Below are 21021 nucleotides of genomic sequence, written 5' to 3'. Positions count from 1 at the left end.
CGCAAAACGGGTAAGAAGGCTGGTTCAGCCCTTGTGTAAGCTCTGCAGTACACGAAATAAGGGGTCGCAACCACGGAAGGCCTCATGGACCAGCTATTTGCACTTGCAGCGGACCCAACCGCATGGGTGGCCTTGGCAACCCTCATCGTCATGGAGGTTGTGCTTGGGATCGACAATCTCATTTTCATCTCGATTCTGACCAACAAGCTGCCCGCTCATCAGCAGGCAAGAGCCCGTCGTATCGGCATCGGGCTGGCCCTCATTCTTCGCCTCGGCCTGCTGGGGACCATCGCCATCATCGTTCAACTGACCGAACCGCTCTTTACCGCATTCGGTCATGGCTTCTCCTGGCGCGACCTGATCCTGATCGCCGGTGGCCTGTTCTTGGTCTGGAAGGCCACCAAGGAGATCCACCACCATGTGGATCGCGATCCAGGTCCAGATTTGTTCGAAGGAGAGAAAGCTCAGATGAGCTTCGCCTCCGCGATCGCGCAGATTCTGCTGCTGGATCTTGTCTTCTCCATCGACAGCATCATCACGGCCGTCGGAATGACGGATCACGTGCCGATCATGGTTGTTGCCGTGTTGGTGGCTGTGACGGTGATGCTGCTGGCGGCAAATCCACTGGCGCGCTTCATTCAAGCCAACCCAACGGTCGTCATGCTCGCGCTCGGCTTCCTGCTCATGATCGGCATGGTCCTGATCGCGGAAGGCTTCGGCGCTCACGTGCCCAAAGGCTATATCTACGCAGCGATGGCGTTCTCGGCTCTCATTGAGGCTCTCAACATGCTCTCGCGGCGAGCCAAGAAGACACGGTAAAGGGGGTGATGGGGCGAGGCAGCTTTCTGGCCGCGTCTGTCCATGCCCCCTTGGCCTTCTTAATCCTCGGCCTGTGCTGCCTCAGCGGCGGTCCAGAGGCCGAGGATAGCATCTGGCTCCTTCATTCGAAGAAGTTCCTCCACGCTGAGCCCAATGGAGGCTCCATACCGAAGAATCTTGTCGCGATCCGCCTCGAAAACATCCTTGTCGGCCCATTCAGGCCGAGCATCGATCAGGGCGTTCATCATGCGCCAGATTCTATGAGATTGTGAGGGACCGAACATGACCGCCCTCCTACGGCGGATTCATTGGACTGCGCGTGGCGACGAATACAGCATCATTGGATAGAGTATCAAACATTATTACAAAACATAGTGCTTAGCATATCTTAGAGGCGCATAGCTTTGTTTTAAGAGGAGACCTAGTCTCCACAACAGAATAATGTATGCCATCCTGCAGCCAACATTTCTGTTGGCTCATTCCACTGCCTTCACCTATAGAATAAATTCAAACAAGATCGTTGTGCAGCCGAATGAAGCGCCTGTTATCAGAAGTCTATTTGCACCTGATCGCAGGCGTGATCGCTCTCGGCATCCTCGGGATTTCCGCCCACACGCTCTGGATGGACCGGCTCGGGACATGGCAGGAGGCGGAAAAGTCCTCCAGGAATGTGTTGACAACCATCGTCCGCGATCTCGACAGCAATCTTGAGCTGCTCGATCTGTCCTTGAAGGGAGCCATGGAGGGACTTCGTCACCTCAGTTCCCAGCAGTTGTCCCCCGACCTCAAGTACAGGATGCTGTTCGACCGCGCGGTGTCGGCAAACTTCATGGCATCCCTTCTGCTCATCGACAGAAACGGCAACCTGATTGCCGACGCAGGACCCGTTATTGCCTCACGGTCGCTCAACGTCTCAGACCGCGAGTACTTCACGGTTCACAGGAACACGCAGCACCTTGGCCTCTACGTGAGCCGCCCCTATCGGAGCAGGGCACCCGATGGCGATCTCACCATCGGGATCAGCCGGAGACTTTCCGATGCCGATGGCGGCTTCGCTGGAGTGGTGATGGGGTCGATTGCCCTTAACACCATCAATCAGCGATTTGAGCACCTGAGCCTTGGTCAGCAGGGAGCAATCAATCTCTTCCGCGGCGATGGCATCCTGCTGACGCGCTATCCCTTTGATGAAAGCCAGATCAACCAAGAGTTGGGCGGCTCCCCTCATGTCCAGCGGCTTTTGAAGGATAAGTCGGGCACGTTCGACTCGGTGTCACCGATCGACGGCGTACACCGCATCATCTCCTTCGGGCGGTTGGAAAAGTACCCTCTCGTGCTCACCGTGGCGCTATCGGTCGATGAAGTTTTCGCCGCCTGGGAAAGAAAGGCTCTCGTCCTAAGCCTCGTGACGCTGGTGCTCTGCTGTGCCGTAGTCGGATTGACGTTCCTCTTCCAGCGAGAGTTGAGGCGTCGCACGCGGGCCGAGACCAAACTCAGGCGGATTGCCAGAACGGACGACCTGACAGGCCTGCCGAACCGTCGCGCCTTCCGCGAGACCTTCGAGCGCGAATGGCGTCAGGCCATCCGCTCAGGCTCCGCCCTGTCGCTGCTTTACATCGATGCCGATTACTTCAAGAGCTTCAACGATCGCTATGGGCATGGCCGCGGCGATGAGGTTCTGCGCGCGATTGCCGGTACGCTTGATGCCAGCATCCGGCGTCCCCGGGACATTGCAGCCCGCTACGGGGGGGAGGAGTTCGCCGTGATCCTTCCCGAGACGGATCTGACCGGCGCCATGAGGATTGCCGACGCCATTCGCGAGACCATTAACGCAATGGCGATGGCTCATGAAGGCAGCCCTTACCACATCGTCACGATCAGCGTCGGCGTCGCCTCGGCGCAGCCTTCCCGTGGCCATGAGAGAAACACTCTTCTCGAGGCGGCTGACCAAGCGCTCTATCAGGCGAAGGCCGCAGGCCGCAACGCGGTTCGCAGTCCGGGAGAGGCTTTCGTCCCGTCCCGGACATCGCTCCCGGACGCAGCCGCCTGATCGAGATCCCTCGACGGAGGATCAGGCCACCGCGATGCACTCGATCTCGATGTCGAACTCCATGGGCCAGGACGCAACCGGCACGAAGGTCCGCGAAGGCGGGTTCTCGGGGAAAAAGCGGGCATAGACGCGATTGATGGCACCATAGAACCCGGCATTGGCCGCATAGATCCGCACCATCACCACTTTGTCGAGGGAGGTGCCGGCACTCTCCAGGCAGTGCTGAAGCGCCCGAAGCGAAGCCTCAGTCTGCACCTCGATGTCACCCTTCACGAAACCGCCACTCTCCATGTTGAATGGCGGCGTTCCCGACACGAACACGAACCCGTTCGCCCTCGTCACCATGGAGAGCGGCACGCCCACCTTCCGCACGCCTTCGGACAGAATGGGAACCTCAACGACTTCCTTCGACATGGATGGCCCTCTCAAAAACAACAGGCACTGTAGCGGATAGCGGAAGTCGCGCCAGCCTCGGGTGCTATTGCTGCTGTGGAAGCAATCCTAAAGCTTGGCGCGGGTGCTGCGTGGTGTAGCCAGCAGGAGGTTCGTTTCCGATGCGATGACCCCTGGGATCAGACGCACCCGCCTCAGGATGGCGTCGAAATCCGAAAGGCTGGTTGCGCCGAGTTCGACGATGAGATCCCATTTGCCATTCGTCGTGTGAATGGCGCTCACCTCCGGAAAGCCGCCGAGCGCATCCACCACCCGGTCGCCTGCCCTCCCCTCCACCTCGATCAGCATGATCCCACGCACCGGCAACGCGACGGCATCGGCCCGGAGAATCACCGTGTAGCCCACGATGTCCCCGGACTGCTCAAGGCGCTCCATCCGGGACCGGACCGTTGCGCGCGAGGCGCCGAGGATGAGAGCGAGGTCCGACACGCTCCGCCGCCCGTTATGGCGCAGGAGCGTGATCAGGCGTTGGTCGAGGTCATCCATCAAATGCCATTATGGTTAGCTAATCTTACCAGAATGATCACAAGTTATGTACTCTTTGTCAAAGTACCTTGTTCATTCTGCCAAAGCCTTCCGGTAGCTTGACGGCAAGAGAGGGAGAGATGGATGGTTTCGACCACATGCATCGTTCTGGGCATACCCGTGCAGGAGGGCGCCGGCCGGCTCGGCTGCGACATGGGGCCCAGCGCTTTCCGGACGGCAGGCCTCGTGACGGAGCTGCGCAATCTCGGCTATGCGGTCGAGGATCGCGGCAACATCGCGCCCGCCCCCCAGCGCGAAGTGCGCCACCCGAACGGTGCCATCAAGGCCCTGCCGGAAACGGTGGCCTGGACCGAGGCCATCTCGGAGGCCGCCTACCAGGCGAGCGGGGACGGCATGCCGATCTTCATCGGCGGGGATCACAGCTTGTCTGCCGGCTCCATGACAGGGCTAGCCCGCCGCGCTGCCAAGGAAGGCCACGAGTTCTTCGTCCTCTGGCTCGACTCCCATCCGGATTTCCACACGCTTGAGACGACGACGAGCGGCAACCTCCATGGGGTGCCGATGGCCTATGCAACGGGCCTGAGAGGCTTCGAGGGCTTCTTCCCGGCTGTGGCCAATCCGCTCAAGCCCGAGAACGTCTGCATGATAGGCATCCGCAGCGTCGACCCGGCGGAGCGGTCTGCCCTCGCCACCGCCGGCGTGACGGTTCACGACATGCGCGCCATCGACGAGAACGGCGTCGCGCCGCTGCTCGACGCCTTCCTCAAGCGCGTAGCGGCTGCCGACGGCATTCTCCACGTGAGCCTGGATGTGGATTTCCTCGATCCAGGCATCGCCCCCGGGGTCGGCACGACGGTGCCTGGTGGCGCCACCTTCCGCGAGGCGCATCTTATCATGGAGATGCTTCACGACAGTGGCCTGGTGCGGAGCATCGATCTGGTCGAGCTCAACCCCTTCCTCGACGAGCGCGGGCGCACAGCCCTTCTGATGGTTGACCTCGTGTCGAGCCTCATGGGCCGGCGCGTGCTCGACCGGCCGACCCAGAGCTACCGTCACACTCCAAAAGCGCACTGAGCCCATGAACCTGAAACTGAACGTCGTCCCCTTCGTCAGCGTCGACCGTATGATGAAGCTTGTTCTCGCTATCGGCTTGGAGCGTTTCCTGCTGGAGCTTGCGGAATGCATCGAGGCCGATTTCCGGCGCTGGGAATCCTTCGATAAGACTCCGCGGGTGGCCTCGCACAGCCGCGAAGGCGTGATCGAGCTCATGCCCACCAGCGACGGCGAGGTCTATGGCTTCAAGTACGTGAACGGCCATCCCAAGAACACCCGCGAGGGGCGCCAGACCGTGACGGCCTTCGGCGTGCTGGCCGATGTGGCAACCGGCTATCCCGTGCTCCTAACCGAGATGACCATTCTCACGGCCCTGCGCACCGCCGCAACATCGGCGGTCGCCGCCAAGCACCTCGCTCCCAAGGGAGCGCGCGCCATGGCGATCATCGGCAATGGGGCGCAGGCCGAGTTCCAGGCTCTCGCGTTCAAGGCGCTGCTCGGCGTCGACACGTTGCGGCTCTACGACATCGACCGGGCGGCCAGCACGAAATGCGTGCGCAATCTCGCAGGCCTGGGCTTCGGCATCACGGTATGCAACTCCATTGAGGAGGCGATGGAAGGCGTCCAGATCGTCACAACGGTCACGGCCGACAAGCAGAACGCCACGATCATCACCGACAACATGGTGGGCTCAGGCCTTCACATCAACGCGGTGGGCGGCGACTGCCCCGGCAAGACCGAGTTGCATGCCGACATCCTGAAGCGCTCCGACATCTTCGTGGAATATCCGCCGCAGACCCGCATCGAAGGCGAGATCCAGCAGCTTCCGCCGGATTATCCGGTTCACGAACTGTGGCGCGTGTTGGCAGGCCTCGCGCCCGGCCGCACGGGCGACCGGCAGATCACCCTCTTCGACTCCGTGGGCTTCGCCATCGAGGATTTCTCGGCCCTGCGTTACGTGAAGCGCCAGATCGAGCAGACGGGCCTCTATGACGAACTCGATCTCCTGGCTGATCCCGACGAACCCCGCGACCTCTTCGGCATGCTGCTACGTGCGGCGGCGACGCCGAATGCGGCGTGAATTTTAGCGTAGTGTCAAGGATCGGGGGTAAAAGGTGGTAGCGGAGGAGGGAAACGCTTACCGAATCACCAAGGCATTGATTTCTCACGTACTTTAGCCTGCGATATTCTGCTGCTCCGCTACCAAGTGTACCTAAATTATGCGACATTGGCACATCAACCAGGACCCACCTCCTTGGAGCTGCACCGTTGCGCAGCAGGCTAGAAGGGCCCTTGCGGGGCTCTCAGCAAGGAGATCACGCTTATGAGTGCCTCATTCGAAATCCATGACGAGGGCCATATCCCTGATCTACAACATTGGATAAATCTAAGCATCCACAAGGAGATAGTGACCCTCGTCTATGGCCTTATTGCGCCTAACCAAATAGGCTTTTAGCTTCTCATGCATAAATGCAGCAGGGATTTGCTTACTTGTAGTTATTCCTCTGATGTAGCCAATATCGTTCACCTTCAAGGTACGCTTATATTTTACTTTACCTGACGCTGAAAGCATCAACGTGTTGGAATCGAATAGCTTGTGGTGGTTTTCGCATAACCATAGGCCATTATGTCCATCTAGAGCATGATCCAATTTTTTCTCTAGACTTAAATTGGTCTGTTTTTTTATGGCTGCGACAGGCCAAATATGTGCTCCTTGAATGATTTGCGGCACCTCGCATTCGCAAAGTGTGCATTTCTTGTGTCCAAATTTTTCTAGCAAATTATAGACAAATCTGATGGACCTTAGGCTGTCGTCACGTACAAACTCTCTCGCCTCAATTGCTGCATCAGACGTAAATATCGACACTCCACCCAGTGAAAGAATAGCATTCTTTGACATTTCTGGCAGAGCGCGGAGATTTCCTTCCTTGACCTCATAGAGCTCGACTGGGTCAGAAGCTAACTTCGCAAGAGCAACACTAAGGAGGGTCGTCTCGTATTTGTTCGCGCCATACGTCTTGCCGTATATCTGCACAGAATTGTCTGAACCGCGCGTCAGGTATGTAGAGTTATTAGCTCTCTGACGAGATCTGAGCCGGTCCTTATGAACGATTACGTCATCAGCACTTGAAAACTTAACAATGCTAGTGGTTACAAAGTCATCTAGATTCAGGAGCTGAACGCCAGCGGTCGCCATCAGTCTGTACATGAATATAAAGTAGTCAGTCTCAAGATTTCCCTCTACGTTCGGCAAAACGTAGTAACATATCTCCTTGCTTTCATTCTCGTGCAGAATGAAACGCGACAGGGCGCTGGGCAAACTTTGAAAGCTCGAATTTCTGCTCTGAATGTTGGATTCAGAGAATGATATGAAAACGTCCTTACCGCGATAACTCAGTACTGCTAGCCTACCAATGTTGTAACCTTCATCGTCAAATTCGTATGTGTAATCAGCCCGCCCCATTACTTTGAGGCAAACGTCGGAAAGGATCTCTTTAGTCAGGAGGTCTTTATATGTCCCTCCCTTTTGAAATCTGTTTTTTATAATAAAGTGAGGCGGCACAACTTTACGCATAATTGACGATTACCACTTCGTTTCTGCCTATACCCTGAACCCGATCACATTCGATCACCCTGAAACTATTAGAGGAGAGCCATTTCTTTAGCGCCTCATTCACTTTACCCTTGTGCCCGATAACATAGGAAATCATAAATTTCACTGCTGCTGCGTCAAGCTTCTCTGCGAACTCAAACATCCTCTTCTCGGCCTCGGCATCCCACCCTTTAAAGCCCCGCTTGCCATCGTTATAGGCCCCTGTGGTTAGCCGATATGGCGGATCCATGTACACAAATGATCCAGGGCGGATTTCATCAACGAGATCTGCGTAGTCTACGCTCTTGAACACAATGTTCTTGCTCTTGACCGCACCAGAAAAACTTATAAGTTTTTCAAGAACCTTCTCGTTAAACCAGCGCATACCGACAGGGTTATTGAACTCATAACCTCCGTTGAACCTAATTTGCTGGTTAAACCCATACATAATAACCGTATATAGAAGCCGAGGATCACGCCTCTCGATAGGCAAAGCGTTATAATACTCTCTGGCCGCCATATACGTCTCTGCGTTTTCTTTTTCTAAGCCGTACTTTTTGATTTGGCGCCTGATGTACTGAACATAATCGTACGTCTCATTGACTCGGAATGACTCGATTAAGTTCTTAACGATGTGATTGTAGTCGTTGTACACAATACGGTCAGCGTTCGAATTGATACCGACATTAAAGCCGCCTCCGAAAGCATCGACAAATGTCTCGATTTTGTCTGGCATATTCGCCATAAGAAATGGAAGCATTCGCGTTTTGCTGCCAATGTAGTTTAGTGGCGATGTGTAATACACTTTCGACTTAGGCTTCTTCCTTATATAAAATAAGTATTCAAAATGCCCATCCTTAGCCCGCGACTTAAAATTCGTGTACTTATCGTAAGAGATCTTTTTGCATGTAAAAGAGTCGTCCGTGCCATATCGCTTCAGTACAGCCGCTATATAACTCTGTGACATAAATCCATCAGAGCTGTAACTACAAATGATGTGCTTGGCCTTTGTTCTTGACACAACTTTATCGAAGAGGATGTGTTTCTTTATGTCTTTTGACCAATCTGACCGCATTGGCGCGGTCGGTCTCGAGCCAGTGATTGGGCTAATTGGCGGATTATCGTTCAGAACCAGGGTTTCCAACAAATGGTACTGGGTACCGTATTGATTCTGAGTGTAAGGAGGATCAAGATACAGAATGTCACAATCTATCGTATCAATTATATCCTCGATCTTCTCGTTATGGAGGTGAATTTTGCGGTGAGGCAGCCTCCTCGCTTCCACAGGACTGAATGTAATTGCGCGCTTCGCTCTGGGATCCCAGTGCTTCAAGAACGCCCCATACACCCCGGCAGTGTTTGACACTCGGGAAACAGACTCAATAAGGCTGGCTAACAGATAGCAGTATTCGTCATCATCGATCAGATGACGTGTGCGCCACGTTTCAATTGTCGCTCTAAAATAATCGATACGCCCAGCGTTCTCGGGCATGAAATACATCCTACTAGATTCGGTAGGAGAGTAATTTCTAAAGAAGAACCCTTTTTTAGTTTTCTTGTTCGAGTTCAAAAATGCAAAAGGGTCGAAACCGAGCTTAGAGAACGTACACGTACCGGAGACTACCCTTCCTTTGGTATAAACGGTACACCATTTCAAGGAGTCGTTTACAACTAGGTCAAAGGAATCCTTCAGCAAGTCCGAAACCGCGCCTGTTCCGCAAAACGCATCGCAAAGTGTGAGTCCCTTGTCCAAGAGACCATTCTCCGCCAGCAATTCCTTGATGTCTGGGGCAATCAACTCCTTGTTTCCAATGAACCTCATTCCGTCCGTCTCTTCTCACATAAAATATGTTATACTAGATCTAAGGAGGTGCTTTTTTATCCTCCTGGCTCATCCACTTGAATGGGGCTTGAAACGGCTAATTTTCAGTTGCTAGGCATCCGGGCTTGTGTAGAGCTATTGCTCTTTCGTAACGCTCTCGGTGACACGCGCAAGGCCAAGCTCATTGATGAGGCCAAGCGGGTGTGGATGGATGCCCCTCCAAGACCTTCGCCTACCATTGCGGCATTCGCCGAATGTCTGATCCTTGAGCTGCTTTAGTGGCTCACTCCTGGACGTCATTAGGTCAATGCACCTCTTCATTCACTAGCAAAGGCTGCTTGGTTAATACCTGCCTCGCCAGATCTCTCTGATCAACCAGCAACCTTAATCATATTGGATGGTGCTTGCCCTTGCGGCCGGAATGTACCTGTACAATGTCGAGGCCGTGCCCCCCAGCATATTGGCAATCTCTGCTACCGTGATCTTCTCATCTGCCAGCATTGTCCGTGCAAGCGCAATGTCCCGCTCGTTAAGAGAGCGTGGTCGCCCACCTAGCCGTCCCCTTGCCTGGGCTGCCGCCAACCCGGCCATTGTCCTCTCCCGGATAATGGATCGTTCGAACTCTGCCAACGATGCAAATATGTGGAAGACCAACCGCCCTCCTGGGGTCGTTGTATCTATTGCCTCAGTTAGGGAGCGAAATCCGATTTCACGATGCTGGAGCCCCTCAACAGTCTCGATCAACTGTTTCAGTGATCGAGCAAGACGATCCATCTTCCAGACAACAATCGTGTCCCCTGCCCTGACAAACTCCAGGGCGGCCTTGAGTTCTGGTCGTTCCCGTTGCGCACCCGATGCCTTCTCAATAAAGACTCGTTCGCACCCCATGCCCTTCAGAGCATCCATCTGAAGTTCAGTCTTCTGGTCCTTGGTCGAGACGCGAGCATAACCAACAAGCACTTTCTTCTCCGAAAACTCATCACCACTTGGATGTTTCAGGACAGAAGTTTCAGGAGACAGTTTCAGGAGATCAACGGGCGTGCTGAATCAGTTTTGCACCGTCCAAAATCATTGTCTCCGAAAAATGTTGGTTTTTAGGAGGATGTCCTCACTTTAGACCAGAGCGCGTTGCCCAAAAGGCGTCGCCGGTTCGTAAATCTCGAACGTGGTAGACAGGATAGTCCCCATCCTCCTCGTCGACCCTGACATATCCAGCAGGCCGTCTCGTGTCGCAGTCCTTTGAAGCGATCAATCGATTAACGACTCCCGCAATGTCCTTCGTGGCGCCATTCCCTCCTGGGAACATCTGCCCCATGCCGAAATTGGAAGATCGGGAGACTTCCACAATCGCCTCGCGTGACAAACACGCGATACCGTCAAAGTAGAGCGTCTCACCATTAATGCTGGGAAGCTGCCCCTTGACTATAGCAGCGAGGGCCTTGCTCGCACTCGGATCAGTTTTCGAACCCACGACAATGTCCACCAAAGGATTGCCCGAGCCTGTTCCGCCGTCTTGCGGTATTGGGGTCGGGACAGCGTCCTTTGCTTCCTCCACTTGCGCTTGGATGATGGGCTTGCTCCGTCCCTGGACTTCTGACGTAGTCGGAGCCTGTCTCTGATCCGAAGTGACTGATTGAACCTGGACAGCGCCCGAACTCGTACCTTGTATTGAGGTAGGTTGGTTCGTAGTTGGCCGATCATAGCGGTACTTCTGGAAAGTGTGACGGCACACGGCCCACCACAGGTTCTCATCGCCCCAAGAGGCACGGGACGGAAGATATCCAGGATCCTCAGAGACAGTTAGCTTTAGCAACCCTCTATTTGGATCAGTCAGCGCCTTGTTGAGGCAGTCCAGAGATACATCAACTTGTTCGGATCCATTCGGCAGTGCTGGAGTGCGCGAGCCCTTCGTCACAAGCTTGACTCTGACATTGAACTTTTGATCCCCAACGGGAACCATTTGCTCGATGAAGGACTCGAACCGTGCACCCTCCTCTCCCACTTGCACACTGTAAGGCGGCGAGACAGTTGATGGCGGCGCGGTGTCCTCCATAACGAATTGACCATTTACCCATCCTACGACACTGGGCTGGGCCGGATGGCGGACCTTACACCACATCTCTCCGCGTCTGACGCGTCCCACTACGGCACTGGAAAACTGCTTGGTCTGAAGATAATGGACCAGATCCATTGTTTCGAGGCAGCCTAAGTTCGAAACGCCTCTCAGATTAGGCTCTAGCATTCCTACGATACTGGATTGAGATGTGGGCTCTGACCTGACATTCAGAACATCGTTTTCCTTGACGTTCCGAACTCGGAAATAGTCAGGACCATCAGACGTCGCATGAGCGACGCCTACTGGAAGGCACAGAATTGCCGCTGCCATCATCATCCGCATGGCGTTCTCCAACCTGGAATGCACTTGTGATCTTACCGAGGAATAGCAGGGAGCATTCCCCGAAACCCTCATCCAGGTTCCAGGGCGTCACTACCACGAGTTTCAAGCTCTCTGTTTTTCAAACAGCACGAGGTAACCTGCACCCCAAGTCCAAAGACCAAGCGTTCCGATGAGAACGAATATTCTTAGAGCAGTCACAAGAAGGTTGGCATCTGTATGATTTGAGAAATAGACGGCATTCCAACCATCTTGGTTATGTTTATCAATTATGTTGTCCAACGCACGACGTGGATTTGTAGTCAGCAACCCGATGATCCCACCTGATAAGCTGACACGAACGACCTTGTTCACCTTCATTATTGCCCCCTTACGCGTATTAGAGGACACCTGAAGCATTCTCATACTCAAGTACCTCATCGCTTACTCTAGACCAGCCCGATAGCAGTGAGAACTGGATCCACCAGTTTTCACTTGCACTATTCCCCTACAGATCCTGAACCTTGTGATGGGTCTTTAGTCCAATGCCCCATTCTCATTCCGTTGAGCTTCGACGCGGGATCTTGGATGCCCCTCTCGTCCTAACGAAAGGGAAGCCCTAATGTACCTGACCATAGAAGAACTTTCAGAGAAGACCCGGATCAAGATTCCCACAATCCGGTATTATGAAAGATCCGCCGTAATAACCCCTGATAAGAGATCTGCGGATTCTAAAGCGAAATACGCTGAGTCCGACGTTCTTCGCTTGCACTTCCTTAGATACGGCAGAAGTGTAGGACTTGTTCTCGCGGAAATTCGCGCAGTGTTAGAAATGTCATCGGTTGGGTCTAGTGAAGAGCTGGATGTCTTTGCCAAGTTCATTGCTGACAGAGCGGCGTCCCTGCAACTGCTAAGCGAGACCATCAAAGGGATCTCGACCAAAATCCGTCGTGGTGAGACCAATGAGATCCAGGTTCTGACTGATCTCGCACATCTCAGGTCAGATTTAGCTTCGTTGACTTCCGTCGAGAGTGATGTCGCAACGGAACCGGAGAAACCAATGAGGAAGCGTTCCAGCATACCTCCTAAGTGATCGAACTCCACATCGGTTTTGGCGCTCATCTTCGCGTACATCTTTCATCGCCTGTATCGGTACACATGCAAGAAGTCCCGGCCATGTATGCCGATACCCCTCAAGAATGATCAATCAGCATGCATGCGTAGAAACTGAACCCATATCTTTAATCACGTCAAGTACCATCTCATTTATACTATATCTTTTGGTTGTTATTCCCCTCCACATTGCTTTAAGTTGTAGTAGCATCTGGAACCACTATTGCGGCATTTCCATCTTATGCTTATGTGATGGCGGCTAGAGGTCACCACCTCAGACAACCGATCAATCACAACATCAAAGAAAACCTATGGAACAGTCGTTTCACAGGCGGAGATCTCTTTTGCTCCGCAGACACGGAAAAGCTTTCGAAACAACAGAAGCATCTGCTGAACCGGCTGCTCCCGTAAGGACGGATGCGACGTCAGCATTGCCTTCAGAAGAACAGGACAAACGCCGACCATCCATTGGTAGTGACGAGTGGGAGCAGGATGAGGACTTGATTGCTTTCATTCTTGATGAATCCAATGCTGCCCCGCCGCTGGAGCGGAAAGATCGTCCGGTTCAGATCATCGAAACCGACGAACTGTCTGACAACGCAAATCTATCTGAGGATGCCGAGGGCGTAAGGCATCGCGGTCAAGGTGCGCAGCAAAGGGCTGTGGCGGCGCTTAGGTCGTTTGTTGATCGAAACACGAAGGCATTCTCTGACATAAGGCTCTCCTCGCCTGAAGAACCTCCACGCAACTTGCCAATCCCTCGAATATACACGCAATCCTTCGTTGAGGATTTTCACCTCGCGGGCCTCGAAATGGTCGCAAGCAAGATCGAGCGCTGTGATGGGAGAGCGAGATGCAATTCCCTATGGTGTACCGGGTGTAGAACCCGGTTTGGAGCTAAGAACCTCGGCGACATGCAGAGGCACATCCAGAAGCGGTACGGGACCGATGAAGCGAGAATCCGAGAGAATGTCCTCCATCTGACAATCCTGAACGAGCTGGTCATTCCAGATCCTGAAATTCGCACATTCAAGCAAGCGGGCCGCTCGATCGATTTCAGCGCATCAACCGTAAAGCGTGATCATATCGACATTCTGAACGGCCTCATTCGTGAGCAGAAGCGTCAATTGAAGGTGATGGAAGGCATCCTGAACCGGAAGAACCTGAGGCGCGAGTACTTCCTCGATATGGATCGTGATCGTTCAAGCCCAAGGGTGGAAAACTTCTGGCATGACGTGAATTGTCTGATAGCCCTCAATACAGACATCGACACCGCGCGTCGCATGTTCAAGGGAAAGAAGCGCATTGAACTGCCCTCCGGAAACTTCCCCCGGCCGAAGGATGACGGGACCGATCCACTCTACCACGAATCCTTCTATCGCTATCTCAGCCAGCTTCAAAAATCACAAAAGCTCTCAGAGCAGGAATTTCACAAAGTTGCTCTCGCGCTGCAGTGGATCTACCGGGATTTTCGAACGATCAATCGAACAAAATTTCCTGAGTATCTCAAGCTGAAGAGTTCCGTTGAAAAGGTGATTAAAAGAGAGCGGGACAAGCTATATTATCTTCTCCGTGATCTTCCGAAGGTTTCGATTATTGGATCGTTCGAGATCGAACTCATAGATCTATTTCACGCATTTGACAGTGCAGACCTACACCCTGCCAAGGCGGAAACTCTCCGTAAACTGGCAGGTCAAAAGCGTAAGCGCGATGTGAGACCAGCAGACCGACTTATTGACGACGAGATGAGCTCGGCGATGGTCAAATCGCGCCTACTCGACAATCTACGAACTCAGATTCATAACGGGGAGAAAATCGACTTCCGAGAATACCCGGAACTCCGATACTCGGTTCTTCTTCACATCCACGCAATGGTTGATCTGAACGGCACCTCTCGTGACGATTTCGAAAAATGGCTGTCGGGGAAAGGACGGTCAGCAAGACGGTTCAAACCGAAATGGCCTCTCCCCCGTCAGACTATGCTCACCAGTCTCCATGAGAATCGAGAGGTAGGGCGCAGCATCACGTCGATCGGGTTCTATCCTTTCAAATCGGCCTTGGGTTTTAACTATAATCTCGCAGAAAATCGCAGTGCAGATCCAGGGTTTCAGAGGGAGTCCAAATCATTCTCCGAGGAGGAACTTGCAATCCTGGTTTGGCTTCAGCAGTCCCTGGGTTTCCCTGGCATTGCGGTCCGTCTTAACGCAGCATCGGACTATGAAACGATAGAGATCCCCAAGGTTGGCCGGAAGAAGACGAGAAGCGCGATGAGCGTCATCCCTGCGATGGATCAGTTTCAAAGAGACCTACACCGGATGTTGGATGAGCGTGGAGAATTGTCGGCATATCTAGAAAACGTAGGAGCGGAGGAACACCATAGAGACCGTTCGTCAGAGATGGATGCGTCGCTCGATGCGTTGTTCCAAAGCAGTCCCGATGAGGGGAAGACGTCACCCATTGAGAAGATGGAATTCATCGATACACAACAGAATTCAGATAGTCTCGGTTCTGAAGAGATAATCATCCAATCCATACCCGAGGTTGATATGGAGGAGATCGATGATCAGGACAGTGATGAAGCGGCATCTTACCAAGATCTAATCGTTGATATCGAACCGTATAGAGATCCATTCGCTTCCGGAGATCAATAACCATCAATCAAACCGATGACGGGGGCCTAATAATAATCTACTGGTGTTTTCACCTAATCCTCTTATAGCGCACCTCACATTGAGGTGCGTTTTACTTTTAATTGTAAGGGTATAAGCCTAACGAGATCGTTCTGAGGGCGGGGTCCGGTCAAACACAAACTGAGAATTTCGTTATCCAGATCTCTCGTACCTAACCAGTATTTGGACAGGTTCGGGCTTCTCGATCACTGGAGCAGATATCGATTAGGAGGCCAGCTTCCTCGCGCGTGGGTAAAGATGCGAGAGGTCAACAGGAGGAACGACGGCAGAAACGGCATCATGGAGGCGCGAGAGCGGATATCCATTCCCATACCGCGAAGTGACAGAGGGATCATCATGTCCCAAAATCGCTTTGATCACACCCTCGTCTGCTTTGGCACGAAGAAGATCCGTGAACAGATGCCGGAAAGAGTGGAAGACCTTCCGGTCATCGTTCATGCCCACACTGTCGAGGAATCGTCCGAAACGCTTTGAATAGTTCGTGCTGAATTTCCCGTCCGCGGATGCGGGCTTTACCTCGCTGAACAGACGATCTTCGGGCCTGATTTTTAGGGACGTTACCCAATCGATGAAGCCGAGCGACACCAACTCGGGATGAAGCGGGACTTTACGAATCGATCCCTTGGTTTTCACCCGCCCTCCGATATCGATGATCCAAACCCCCTCCTCCTGAAGGACAGTACCCTTTGTCAATTGCAGGAGTTCGTTCGCTCGTGCTCCGGTCAGAAGAGCGAGGAGAGGCATCCAATAATCGCTGTCCTTGATGACGAGGGCTCCAGGCTCCTTCCAAGCGCGTTCAGACCGCCTCCCAATGAAGATCGGAGCATTAAACATCTTTAGGAGATCGTCACTATCGAAGGGCAATCTGTCTGACTTCTCCTTCGGGAGCTTGAGGAGCATTCCGGAGACAGGGTTCTGAGTGACAAACCCCTCCTTAACCGACCAGTCCATGAGCTGATTGAGGCAACCGAGAATTCGATTCCGTGACCGGTTGGACATGATGCTGAGGCCCAGCTCTTTGTTTCGCTCGGCGATCTCCGGGTAGGACATATCCTTGAATTGCTTGTTCTTCCTCGCGTTGACTGGAAGAAGGGCAAGGACATCCTTCACCTTGCGAATGTGCGCCTTATCGATCTTCTCAGCTACGACATCGGGACCTAACGTCTGGAGCAGCACGTCGAAGGCTTGCCTGAAATCGTAGGATCGGTTGCCCTTCATCGTGTGAGCATTTTCTGCCTCGTATCGCCTGAACAACTCCGGAAGCGGGGTACGGGCATTCTGAACCGGCGCTAGAACCGGTTGAGACGCGCGAAGAACCGGCATTCCGGCATTCGCCTGCATCAGGGCTTGTAGATCTGGGTCATCGATTTTCGAACCGGATCCGCCACTGAGACGTACCGCTCCGTAATCCCAGGCAAAAATCGAGATCCGGAAGCAAAGATGGCCGATCCGGATCACCTGCTGATTGGTCAGTTCTTGCCCGAACCGGTCAAAGAGGGCGTGCTCGTGGAGAAAGGCTGCTGCTCGTTCGGCACAGGCCCTCTGATTGTGCTGCTTGTCCTCTGCTTCCTGCTTCCACGTTTCGAAGTGCTCTAGGTACCTGTCTGCTTCCTCTGAATGGTTCACATTGATCCAGGGCCATGTGTCGATGACATGGATGATCGCACCTCTGAGGGCACTGACAATTTCCTCGGGCAGGGTCTGGAAAAGCGGAAGCAACGTAACAAGCTCACGAAAAAACGGGTTGATTCGGAGGCTGAGAAACAAAAGCCGCTCAACCGCCGTAACCCTGTCGGTAGTCTTTAATGATCTATTGATCTCGCGGCACTTGAGAATGGGTTGCAAGCCGCGCGGGACCGGACACCGAAGGTAGAAAATGCGATATCGGTTCGCAAGCCTCGACACACGTCGCATGAGACTGTCCGCTGTAACAGGTTGCTGTACCGGTGCGGCAGTATTTTCGCGAGGCTTTTCAGTAACTTATTGAGATATAAGGGCCTTAGGAAGTTTGGTAGCGGAGGAGGGATTTGAACCCCCGACACAAGGATTATGATTCCTCTGCTCTGACCAACTGAGCTACTCCGCCCCAGGCAGCGGGGCGGACCCCGCGTCAGGCAAGCGCGATATAGGGAAGGTTGACCCTGGGTGTCAAGAAAGACCCGCAGGGAAAGTACGGATTTGTGGCGGCCTCGTTGGTCCTGCGCCCGGATGGCAGGACATCGGCGCCGGACGCCCGAGATTCCGCAGGCGTCCTAGGTTGAATACGGGCCGGCCCGGTCAGCCCTTGGGCTTCATCCGCCAGAGCTGAAAGCCCTCGCTCGAGACCGCCTGTTCGATGGCCTTGCGGTTGAACTTGTGCGGCGGGGTCTCGCGGGAGTTCAGCGTGCCGGTCAGCCCCCAGGGGGCGTATTTGGACGGGAGCTTGGTGCCGGATTCATCCCCTGCAAAAGCGTGAAGATCGTCCTTGGCCTGGGAGGTGAACATGAAAAGGCGCATTGGAAGTGCTTTCGTGATCTGAAGTTGCCCTTGCCCTTAGAGATAGGGCTTTGAGCCCGAAAGTCACGGCGAGGCCGTTAAGCGCTAGCCTTGTGCCGAAGGCGTACGGAATATGCCTTCAGCTCATCCGCCTGCGCCGCATCGTCAGGCCTTTTTCTTGATCCTCATCAGCTTGAAAAAGCCGCCGGGCGACAGGGATCTCATCTCCACGACTTCCATCCGACCCGTCCGCCTAGCCCAGTTCTCGACCCGCGAGGCCTTGAAGGCCGAGCTCCAGCCGATGGCCTTGGCGATGGGAGAGACCATCTCTTCGACCTTCGCGATGGGGCCGGAGGGCTGGCCCCAGTGGTTGGCCAGAACGATATCGCCGCCCGGCTTGAGCACGCGCATGAACTCGTCGAGCGCTATTTCCGGCTCAGGCACCAGGGTGATAATGAACTGCGCGGTCACCGCGTCGAAAGTCCCGTCCAGGAAGCCGAGGCGGGTGACGTCCATCACCTGCAGGCTCTTCACATGGGTGAGGCCCCTCTTGTCGACCTTTTCCTGGGCCCGGCGGAGCATGTCCTCGGAGAGATCGACCCCGTAGACCTCGGCATTCATGGGGTAATAGCCCAGCGACAGGCCCGTGCCGACGCCGGCCTCCAGCACCTTCGGCCCGCAGGCGACGGCGGCATTCACGGCGGCGCGGGCAGCCGGCTCGGTCAGCTTGTCGTAGACGAGGTCGTAGATCGGCGCCCAACGCGCATAAGCCTTGCGCATCAGGACAGTGGTCACTCCATCCGTCATAAAGGTCCCTTCGGTCGAGGCCTCAGGCCGCGGCGGGCGCGGCTTCGGCCATTGTGCGAGCAATCGTACCCCCGCCAAGCACACGTGCCCGCGGAGCATCGCTCTCATAGATGACACAAGCTTGACCGGGAGACACCCCGTCTTCCGCCGATAACAGCTCGACCGTAGTGTGGGTTCCTGTGGATCGAAGGATCGCCGGGCGCGGCTCGCGGGTGGAGCGCACACGCACGGCCACCTCCATGCCCTTCTCGCCAAGAGCCTCGATCAGCACGTCGCCGAGCCAGTTCACGTCCGTCACGCGGATCAGCCGGGTGGCCAGCGCCTCCCGGGGGCCGACCACCACGCGGGCCTCCTTGGCATCAAGTCGCACCACATAGAGCGGCTCCCCAACGGAGAGGCCCAGACCCTTCCGCTGCCCCACCGTGTAATGGATGATGCCCTCATGGCGCCCTAGAACCCGGCCGTCGATATGGACGATCTCGCCGCCCTGCACAGCACCGGGCTTCAGGCGCTCGATCACGTCGCTGTAGCGGCCCTGCGTGACGAAGCAAATGTCCTGGCTGTCGGCCTTCTCCGCGACGGTCAACCCGAACTCTCGCGCCAGCTCGCGGGTCTGCTCCTTGGGAAGTTCGCCCAGGGGAAAGCGCAGGAAATCCAGCTGCTCCGGCGTCGTCGCATAGAGGAAATAGCTTTGATCCCGGTCCGGATCGGCCGCCCGATGCAGCGCTCGGCGTCCATCCGGCAGAGCGCGGCTTGCCACGTAATGGCCTGTGGCGAGCACATCTCCACCGAGTTCCTTCGCCGTTTCCAGGAGATCGCGGAACTTGATGGAGCGGTTGCACTCCACACAAGGAATCGGTGTCTCCCCCGCCAGATAGCTCTGGGTGAAGCGGTCGATCACGGCCTCGCGGAAGCGGGCCTCGTAATCGAGCACGTAATGGGGGATGCCGATGGCCTCCGCGACCCGGCGGGCATCGTAGATGTCCTGGCCGGCGCAGCAGGCGCCCTTCCGGTGCGCGGCGGCGCCGTGATCGTAGAGCTGAAGCGTGATTCCGATGACGTCATAGCCCTCGCGCTTGAGCAGGGCCGCGACAACGGACGAGTCCACGCCGCCCGACATCGCAACCACGACGCGGGTCTTCGAGGGTTCGGTAGGCAGGTCGAGTGAGTTGAGCATCATTCCATCCTGAGGCGCCGTTCAAGGCGGCGCACGGGAGGGGCCAAAGGCCTTCTATAGCGCATCGTGTGGAAAAGTGGACCCGTTTTCGCTGACGCGGCCCTTCGGGTGCGCCTCAGACGAAGCACAAGCTCAGAGATGAACGCCGAAATGAGTCCCAAAAGCGCAAGTCCGCTTTTGGGTCTGATGTCCGGCGCCACAATTCTTAAAGGGAAAGTGCAGCGGAATAAGGCAACGTTAATGTTTATGGCTAAGCTTAGGCACTCTCGATAACCGCCTGATCGGGCTTAGGAAAACATTAAGTCCCGTCGCGTAGGTTCGAGCCACTGAGGTCGTTGAATTTTTGTGTGAGCGTATCATGACCGAACCCCACCGCCCAAGGGTCAAGTATGTCATTGGGCCTGATGGCAGTCCCCTGACGATTGCCGATCTTCCCCCTTCCAGCACCCGTCGCTGGGTTATCCGCCGAAAGGCCGAAGTTGTCGCCGCCGTTCGCGGCGGTCTCTTAAGCCTCGAAGAAGCCTGCCAGCGCTATACCCTGACCACCGAGGAGTTCCTGAGCTGGCAGCTATCCATCGACCAGCATGGTCTGGCAGGCCTGCGCACCACGCGCATCCAGCAGTACCGGCAGTAAGCACCCCGACACATCCTACGATGAGGCGCTGCTCACCCGAGCCAGCGCCTTTTCTCATGGTAGTTGTCTGAAAGCTCGATTCAGAAGCTCGGCCGTTAAGACCTTCCTAACCATACCATGAGCATAAACTCCTGAATCACTTCCCCTAAGGCAGGGTCGCACCGTGCTCGGCACCCAGGATCTGTTGGACCAACGAGGCTCCCTTGAAGCGATGGGCGGTTTGCCCTCGCCGATGGGCCCGGAACAGACCATCGAGACCCTCAGGAGCATTCTGGTCGGCCGGACCATCGCCGACGTGGAGCGGCACCTGATCCTCGACACGCTCAGCTCCTGCCTCGGAAACCGGACCCATGCGGCCCGCATCCTCGGCATCTCGATCCGCACCCTGCGCAACAAGCTGAACGAGTACATGCAGGCCGGTATTGCCGTTCCGGAGCCGGGCCAGCGCCCGGCCGCAACCGCCTGAGCGCTCGCGCTT

18 protein-coding genes, 1 tRNA gene and 2 pseudogenes are annotated in these 21021 nt (G+C 55.1%); 8 read left to right on the top strand and 13 right to left on the bottom strand.

All coding sequences use genetic code 11. The annotated features are described in order from the left end of the window. Window positions 1-84: 84 nt before the first annotated feature. Window positions 85-819 carry a TerC family protein gene (locus I2H36_RS14045; RefSeq protein WP_196264517.1) on the top strand — a complete coding sequence of 245 codons (735 nt, stop codon included), beginning with the start codon at window positions 85-87 and terminating at the stop codon, window positions 817-819. 59 nt (window positions 820-878) lie between these two features. Here I2H36_RS14045 and I2H36_RS14040 read toward each other — a convergent pair whose 3' ends face one another. After that, window positions 879-1103 carry a hypothetical protein gene (locus I2H36_RS14040; RefSeq protein WP_196264516.1) on the bottom strand — a complete coding sequence of 75 codons (225 nt, stop codon included), beginning with the start codon at window positions 1101-1103 and terminating at the stop codon, window positions 879-881. A gap of 248 nt (window positions 1104-1351) precedes the next feature. Between I2H36_RS14040 and I2H36_RS14035 the strand changes: the two genes are divergently transcribed. Further along, complete coding sequence (locus I2H36_RS14035; protein WP_196264515.1) at window positions 1352-2866, top strand: sensor domain-containing diguanylate cyclase; 1515 nt, start codon at window positions 1352-1354, stop codon at window positions 2864-2866. Window positions 2867-2887: 21 nt separating this feature from the next. Here I2H36_RS14035 and I2H36_RS14030 read toward each other — a convergent pair whose 3' ends face one another. Then, window positions 2888-3280: a RidA family protein gene (locus I2H36_RS14030; protein ID WP_183447338.1), complete on the bottom strand. Its 393-nt coding sequence runs from the start codon at window positions 3278-3280 to the stop codon at window positions 2888-2890. An 87-nt stretch (window positions 3281-3367) separates the two neighbouring features. Next, complete coding sequence (locus tag I2H36_RS14025; RefSeq protein ID WP_196264514.1) at window positions 3368-3805, bottom strand: Lrp/AsnC family transcriptional regulator; 438 nt, start codon at window positions 3803-3805, stop codon at window positions 3368-3370. Between the two features lie 123 nt (window positions 3806-3928). Between I2H36_RS14025 and rocF the strand changes: the two genes are divergently transcribed. Together rocF and I2H36_RS14015 are read left to right on the top strand one after the other, a co-directional pair. After that, window positions 3929-4879 carry an arginase gene (gene rocF / locus I2H36_RS14020; RefSeq protein ID WP_196264513.1) on the top strand — a complete coding sequence of 317 codons (951 nt, stop codon included), beginning with the start codon at window positions 3929-3931 and terminating at the stop codon, window positions 4877-4879. 4 nt (window positions 4880-4883) lie between these two features. After that, window positions 4884-5939 (top strand): ornithine cyclodeaminase, encoded by a 1056-nt coding sequence (locus I2H36_RS14015; protein WP_196264512.1) that lies wholly within the window; start codon window positions 4884-4886, stop codon window positions 5937-5939. Between the two features lie 306 nt (window positions 5940-6245). On the opposite strand, the gene I2H36_RS14010 is transcribed toward I2H36_RS14015, so the two are convergent. The 4 genes from I2H36_RS14010 to I2H36_RS13995 form a co-directional block, all read right to left on the bottom strand. Next, window positions 6246-7433, bottom strand: coding sequence for an HNH endonuclease signature motif containing protein (locus tag I2H36_RS14010; protein WP_196264511.1), 1188 nt, complete (start codon window positions 7431-7433; stop codon window positions 6246-6248). Beyond that, window positions 7426-9273: a Dam family site-specific DNA-(adenine-N6)-methyltransferase gene (locus I2H36_RS14005; RefSeq protein WP_196264510.1), complete on the bottom strand. Its 1848-nt coding sequence runs from the start codon at window positions 9271-9273 to the stop codon at window positions 7426-7428. The genes I2H36_RS14010 and I2H36_RS14005 overlap by 8 nt, the downstream gene beginning before the upstream one ends. Before the next feature lie 384 nt (window positions 9274-9657). After that, window positions 9658-10233, bottom strand: coding sequence for a recombinase family protein (locus I2H36_RS14000; protein WP_196264509.1), 576 nt, complete (start codon window positions 10231-10233; stop codon window positions 9658-9660). Between the two features lie 1540 nt (window positions 10234-11773). Continuing rightward, complete coding sequence (locus tag I2H36_RS13995) at window positions 11774-12028, bottom strand: DUF4177 domain-containing protein (RefSeq protein WP_196264508.1); 255 nt, start codon at window positions 12026-12028, stop codon at window positions 11774-11776. Window positions 12029-12269: 241 nt separating this feature from the next. Between I2H36_RS13995 and I2H36_RS13990 the strand changes: the two genes are divergently transcribed. After that, entirely contained in the window at window positions 12270-12740 is a 471-nt protein-coding gene (locus tag I2H36_RS13990; RefSeq protein ID WP_196264507.1) for a MerR family transcriptional regulator, read from the top strand. 331 nt (window positions 12741-13071) lie between these two features. Next, a complete protein-coding gene (locus tag I2H36_RS13985) occupies window positions 13072-15411 on the top strand; it encodes a hypothetical protein (protein ID WP_196264506.1) in 2340 nt (779 codons plus the stop codon). 243 nt (window positions 15412-15654) lie between these two features. On the opposite strand, the gene I2H36_RS13980 is transcribed toward I2H36_RS13985, so the two are convergent. The 6 genes and pseudogenes from I2H36_RS13980 to mnmA form a co-directional block, all read right to left on the bottom strand. Beyond that, on the bottom strand, window positions 15655-17169 hold the full coding sequence (locus I2H36_RS13980) for a site-specific integrase (protein ID WP_196264505.1): 1515 nt from the start codon (window positions 17167-17169) through the stop codon (window positions 15655-15657). Between the two features lie 18 nt (window positions 17170-17187). Continuing rightward, window positions 17188-17364, bottom strand: a pseudogene (locus I2H36_RS20515) (DUF6538 domain-containing protein); the annotation flags it as partial. A 95-nt stretch (window positions 17365-17459) separates the two neighbouring features. After that, window positions 17460-17536: transfer RNA gene (locus I2H36_RS13975), tRNA-Met, on the bottom strand. Between the two features lie 191 nt (window positions 17537-17727). Then, window positions 17728-17934: a hypothetical protein gene (locus tag I2H36_RS13970; RefSeq protein ID WP_246718807.1), complete on the bottom strand. Its 207-nt coding sequence runs from the start codon at window positions 17932-17934 to the stop codon at window positions 17728-17730. 156 nt (window positions 17935-18090) lie between these two features. Next, window positions 18091-18732, bottom strand: a complete 642-nt coding sequence (locus tag I2H36_RS13965) for a class I SAM-dependent methyltransferase (RefSeq protein ID WP_196264503.1) — start codon at window positions 18730-18732, stop codon at window positions 18091-18093. Between the two features lie 22 nt (window positions 18733-18754). Next, window positions 18755-19912: a tRNA 2-thiouridine(34) synthase MnmA gene (gene mnmA, locus I2H36_RS13960; RefSeq protein ID WP_246718806.1), complete on the bottom strand. Its 1158-nt coding sequence runs from the start codon at window positions 19910-19912 to the stop codon at window positions 18755-18757. Window positions 19913-20267: 355 nt separating this feature from the next. On the opposite strand from mnmA, the gene sciP reads away from it, so the two are divergent. Continuing rightward, window positions 20268-20543 (top strand): CtrA inhibitor SciP, encoded by a 276-nt coding sequence (gene sciP / locus I2H36_RS13955; protein ID WP_114187418.1) that lies wholly within the window; start codon window positions 20268-20270, stop codon window positions 20541-20543. Between the two features lie 268 nt (window positions 20544-20811). Beyond that, window positions 20812-21009, top strand: a pseudogene (locus I2H36_RS13950) (helix-turn-helix domain-containing protein); the annotation flags it as partial. Window positions 21010-21021: the final 12 nt, after the last annotated feature.

Origin of the sequence: Microvirga terrestris (genome assembly GCF_015694425.1) — a bacterium.
GTDB classification, from domain to species: domain Bacteria; phylum Pseudomonadota; class Alphaproteobacteria; order Rhizobiales; family Beijerinckiaceae; genus Microvirga; species Microvirga terrestris.
Note: the sequence above shows the minus strand (reverse complement) of the source record. Positions and strands in the feature narration are given on the sequence as shown.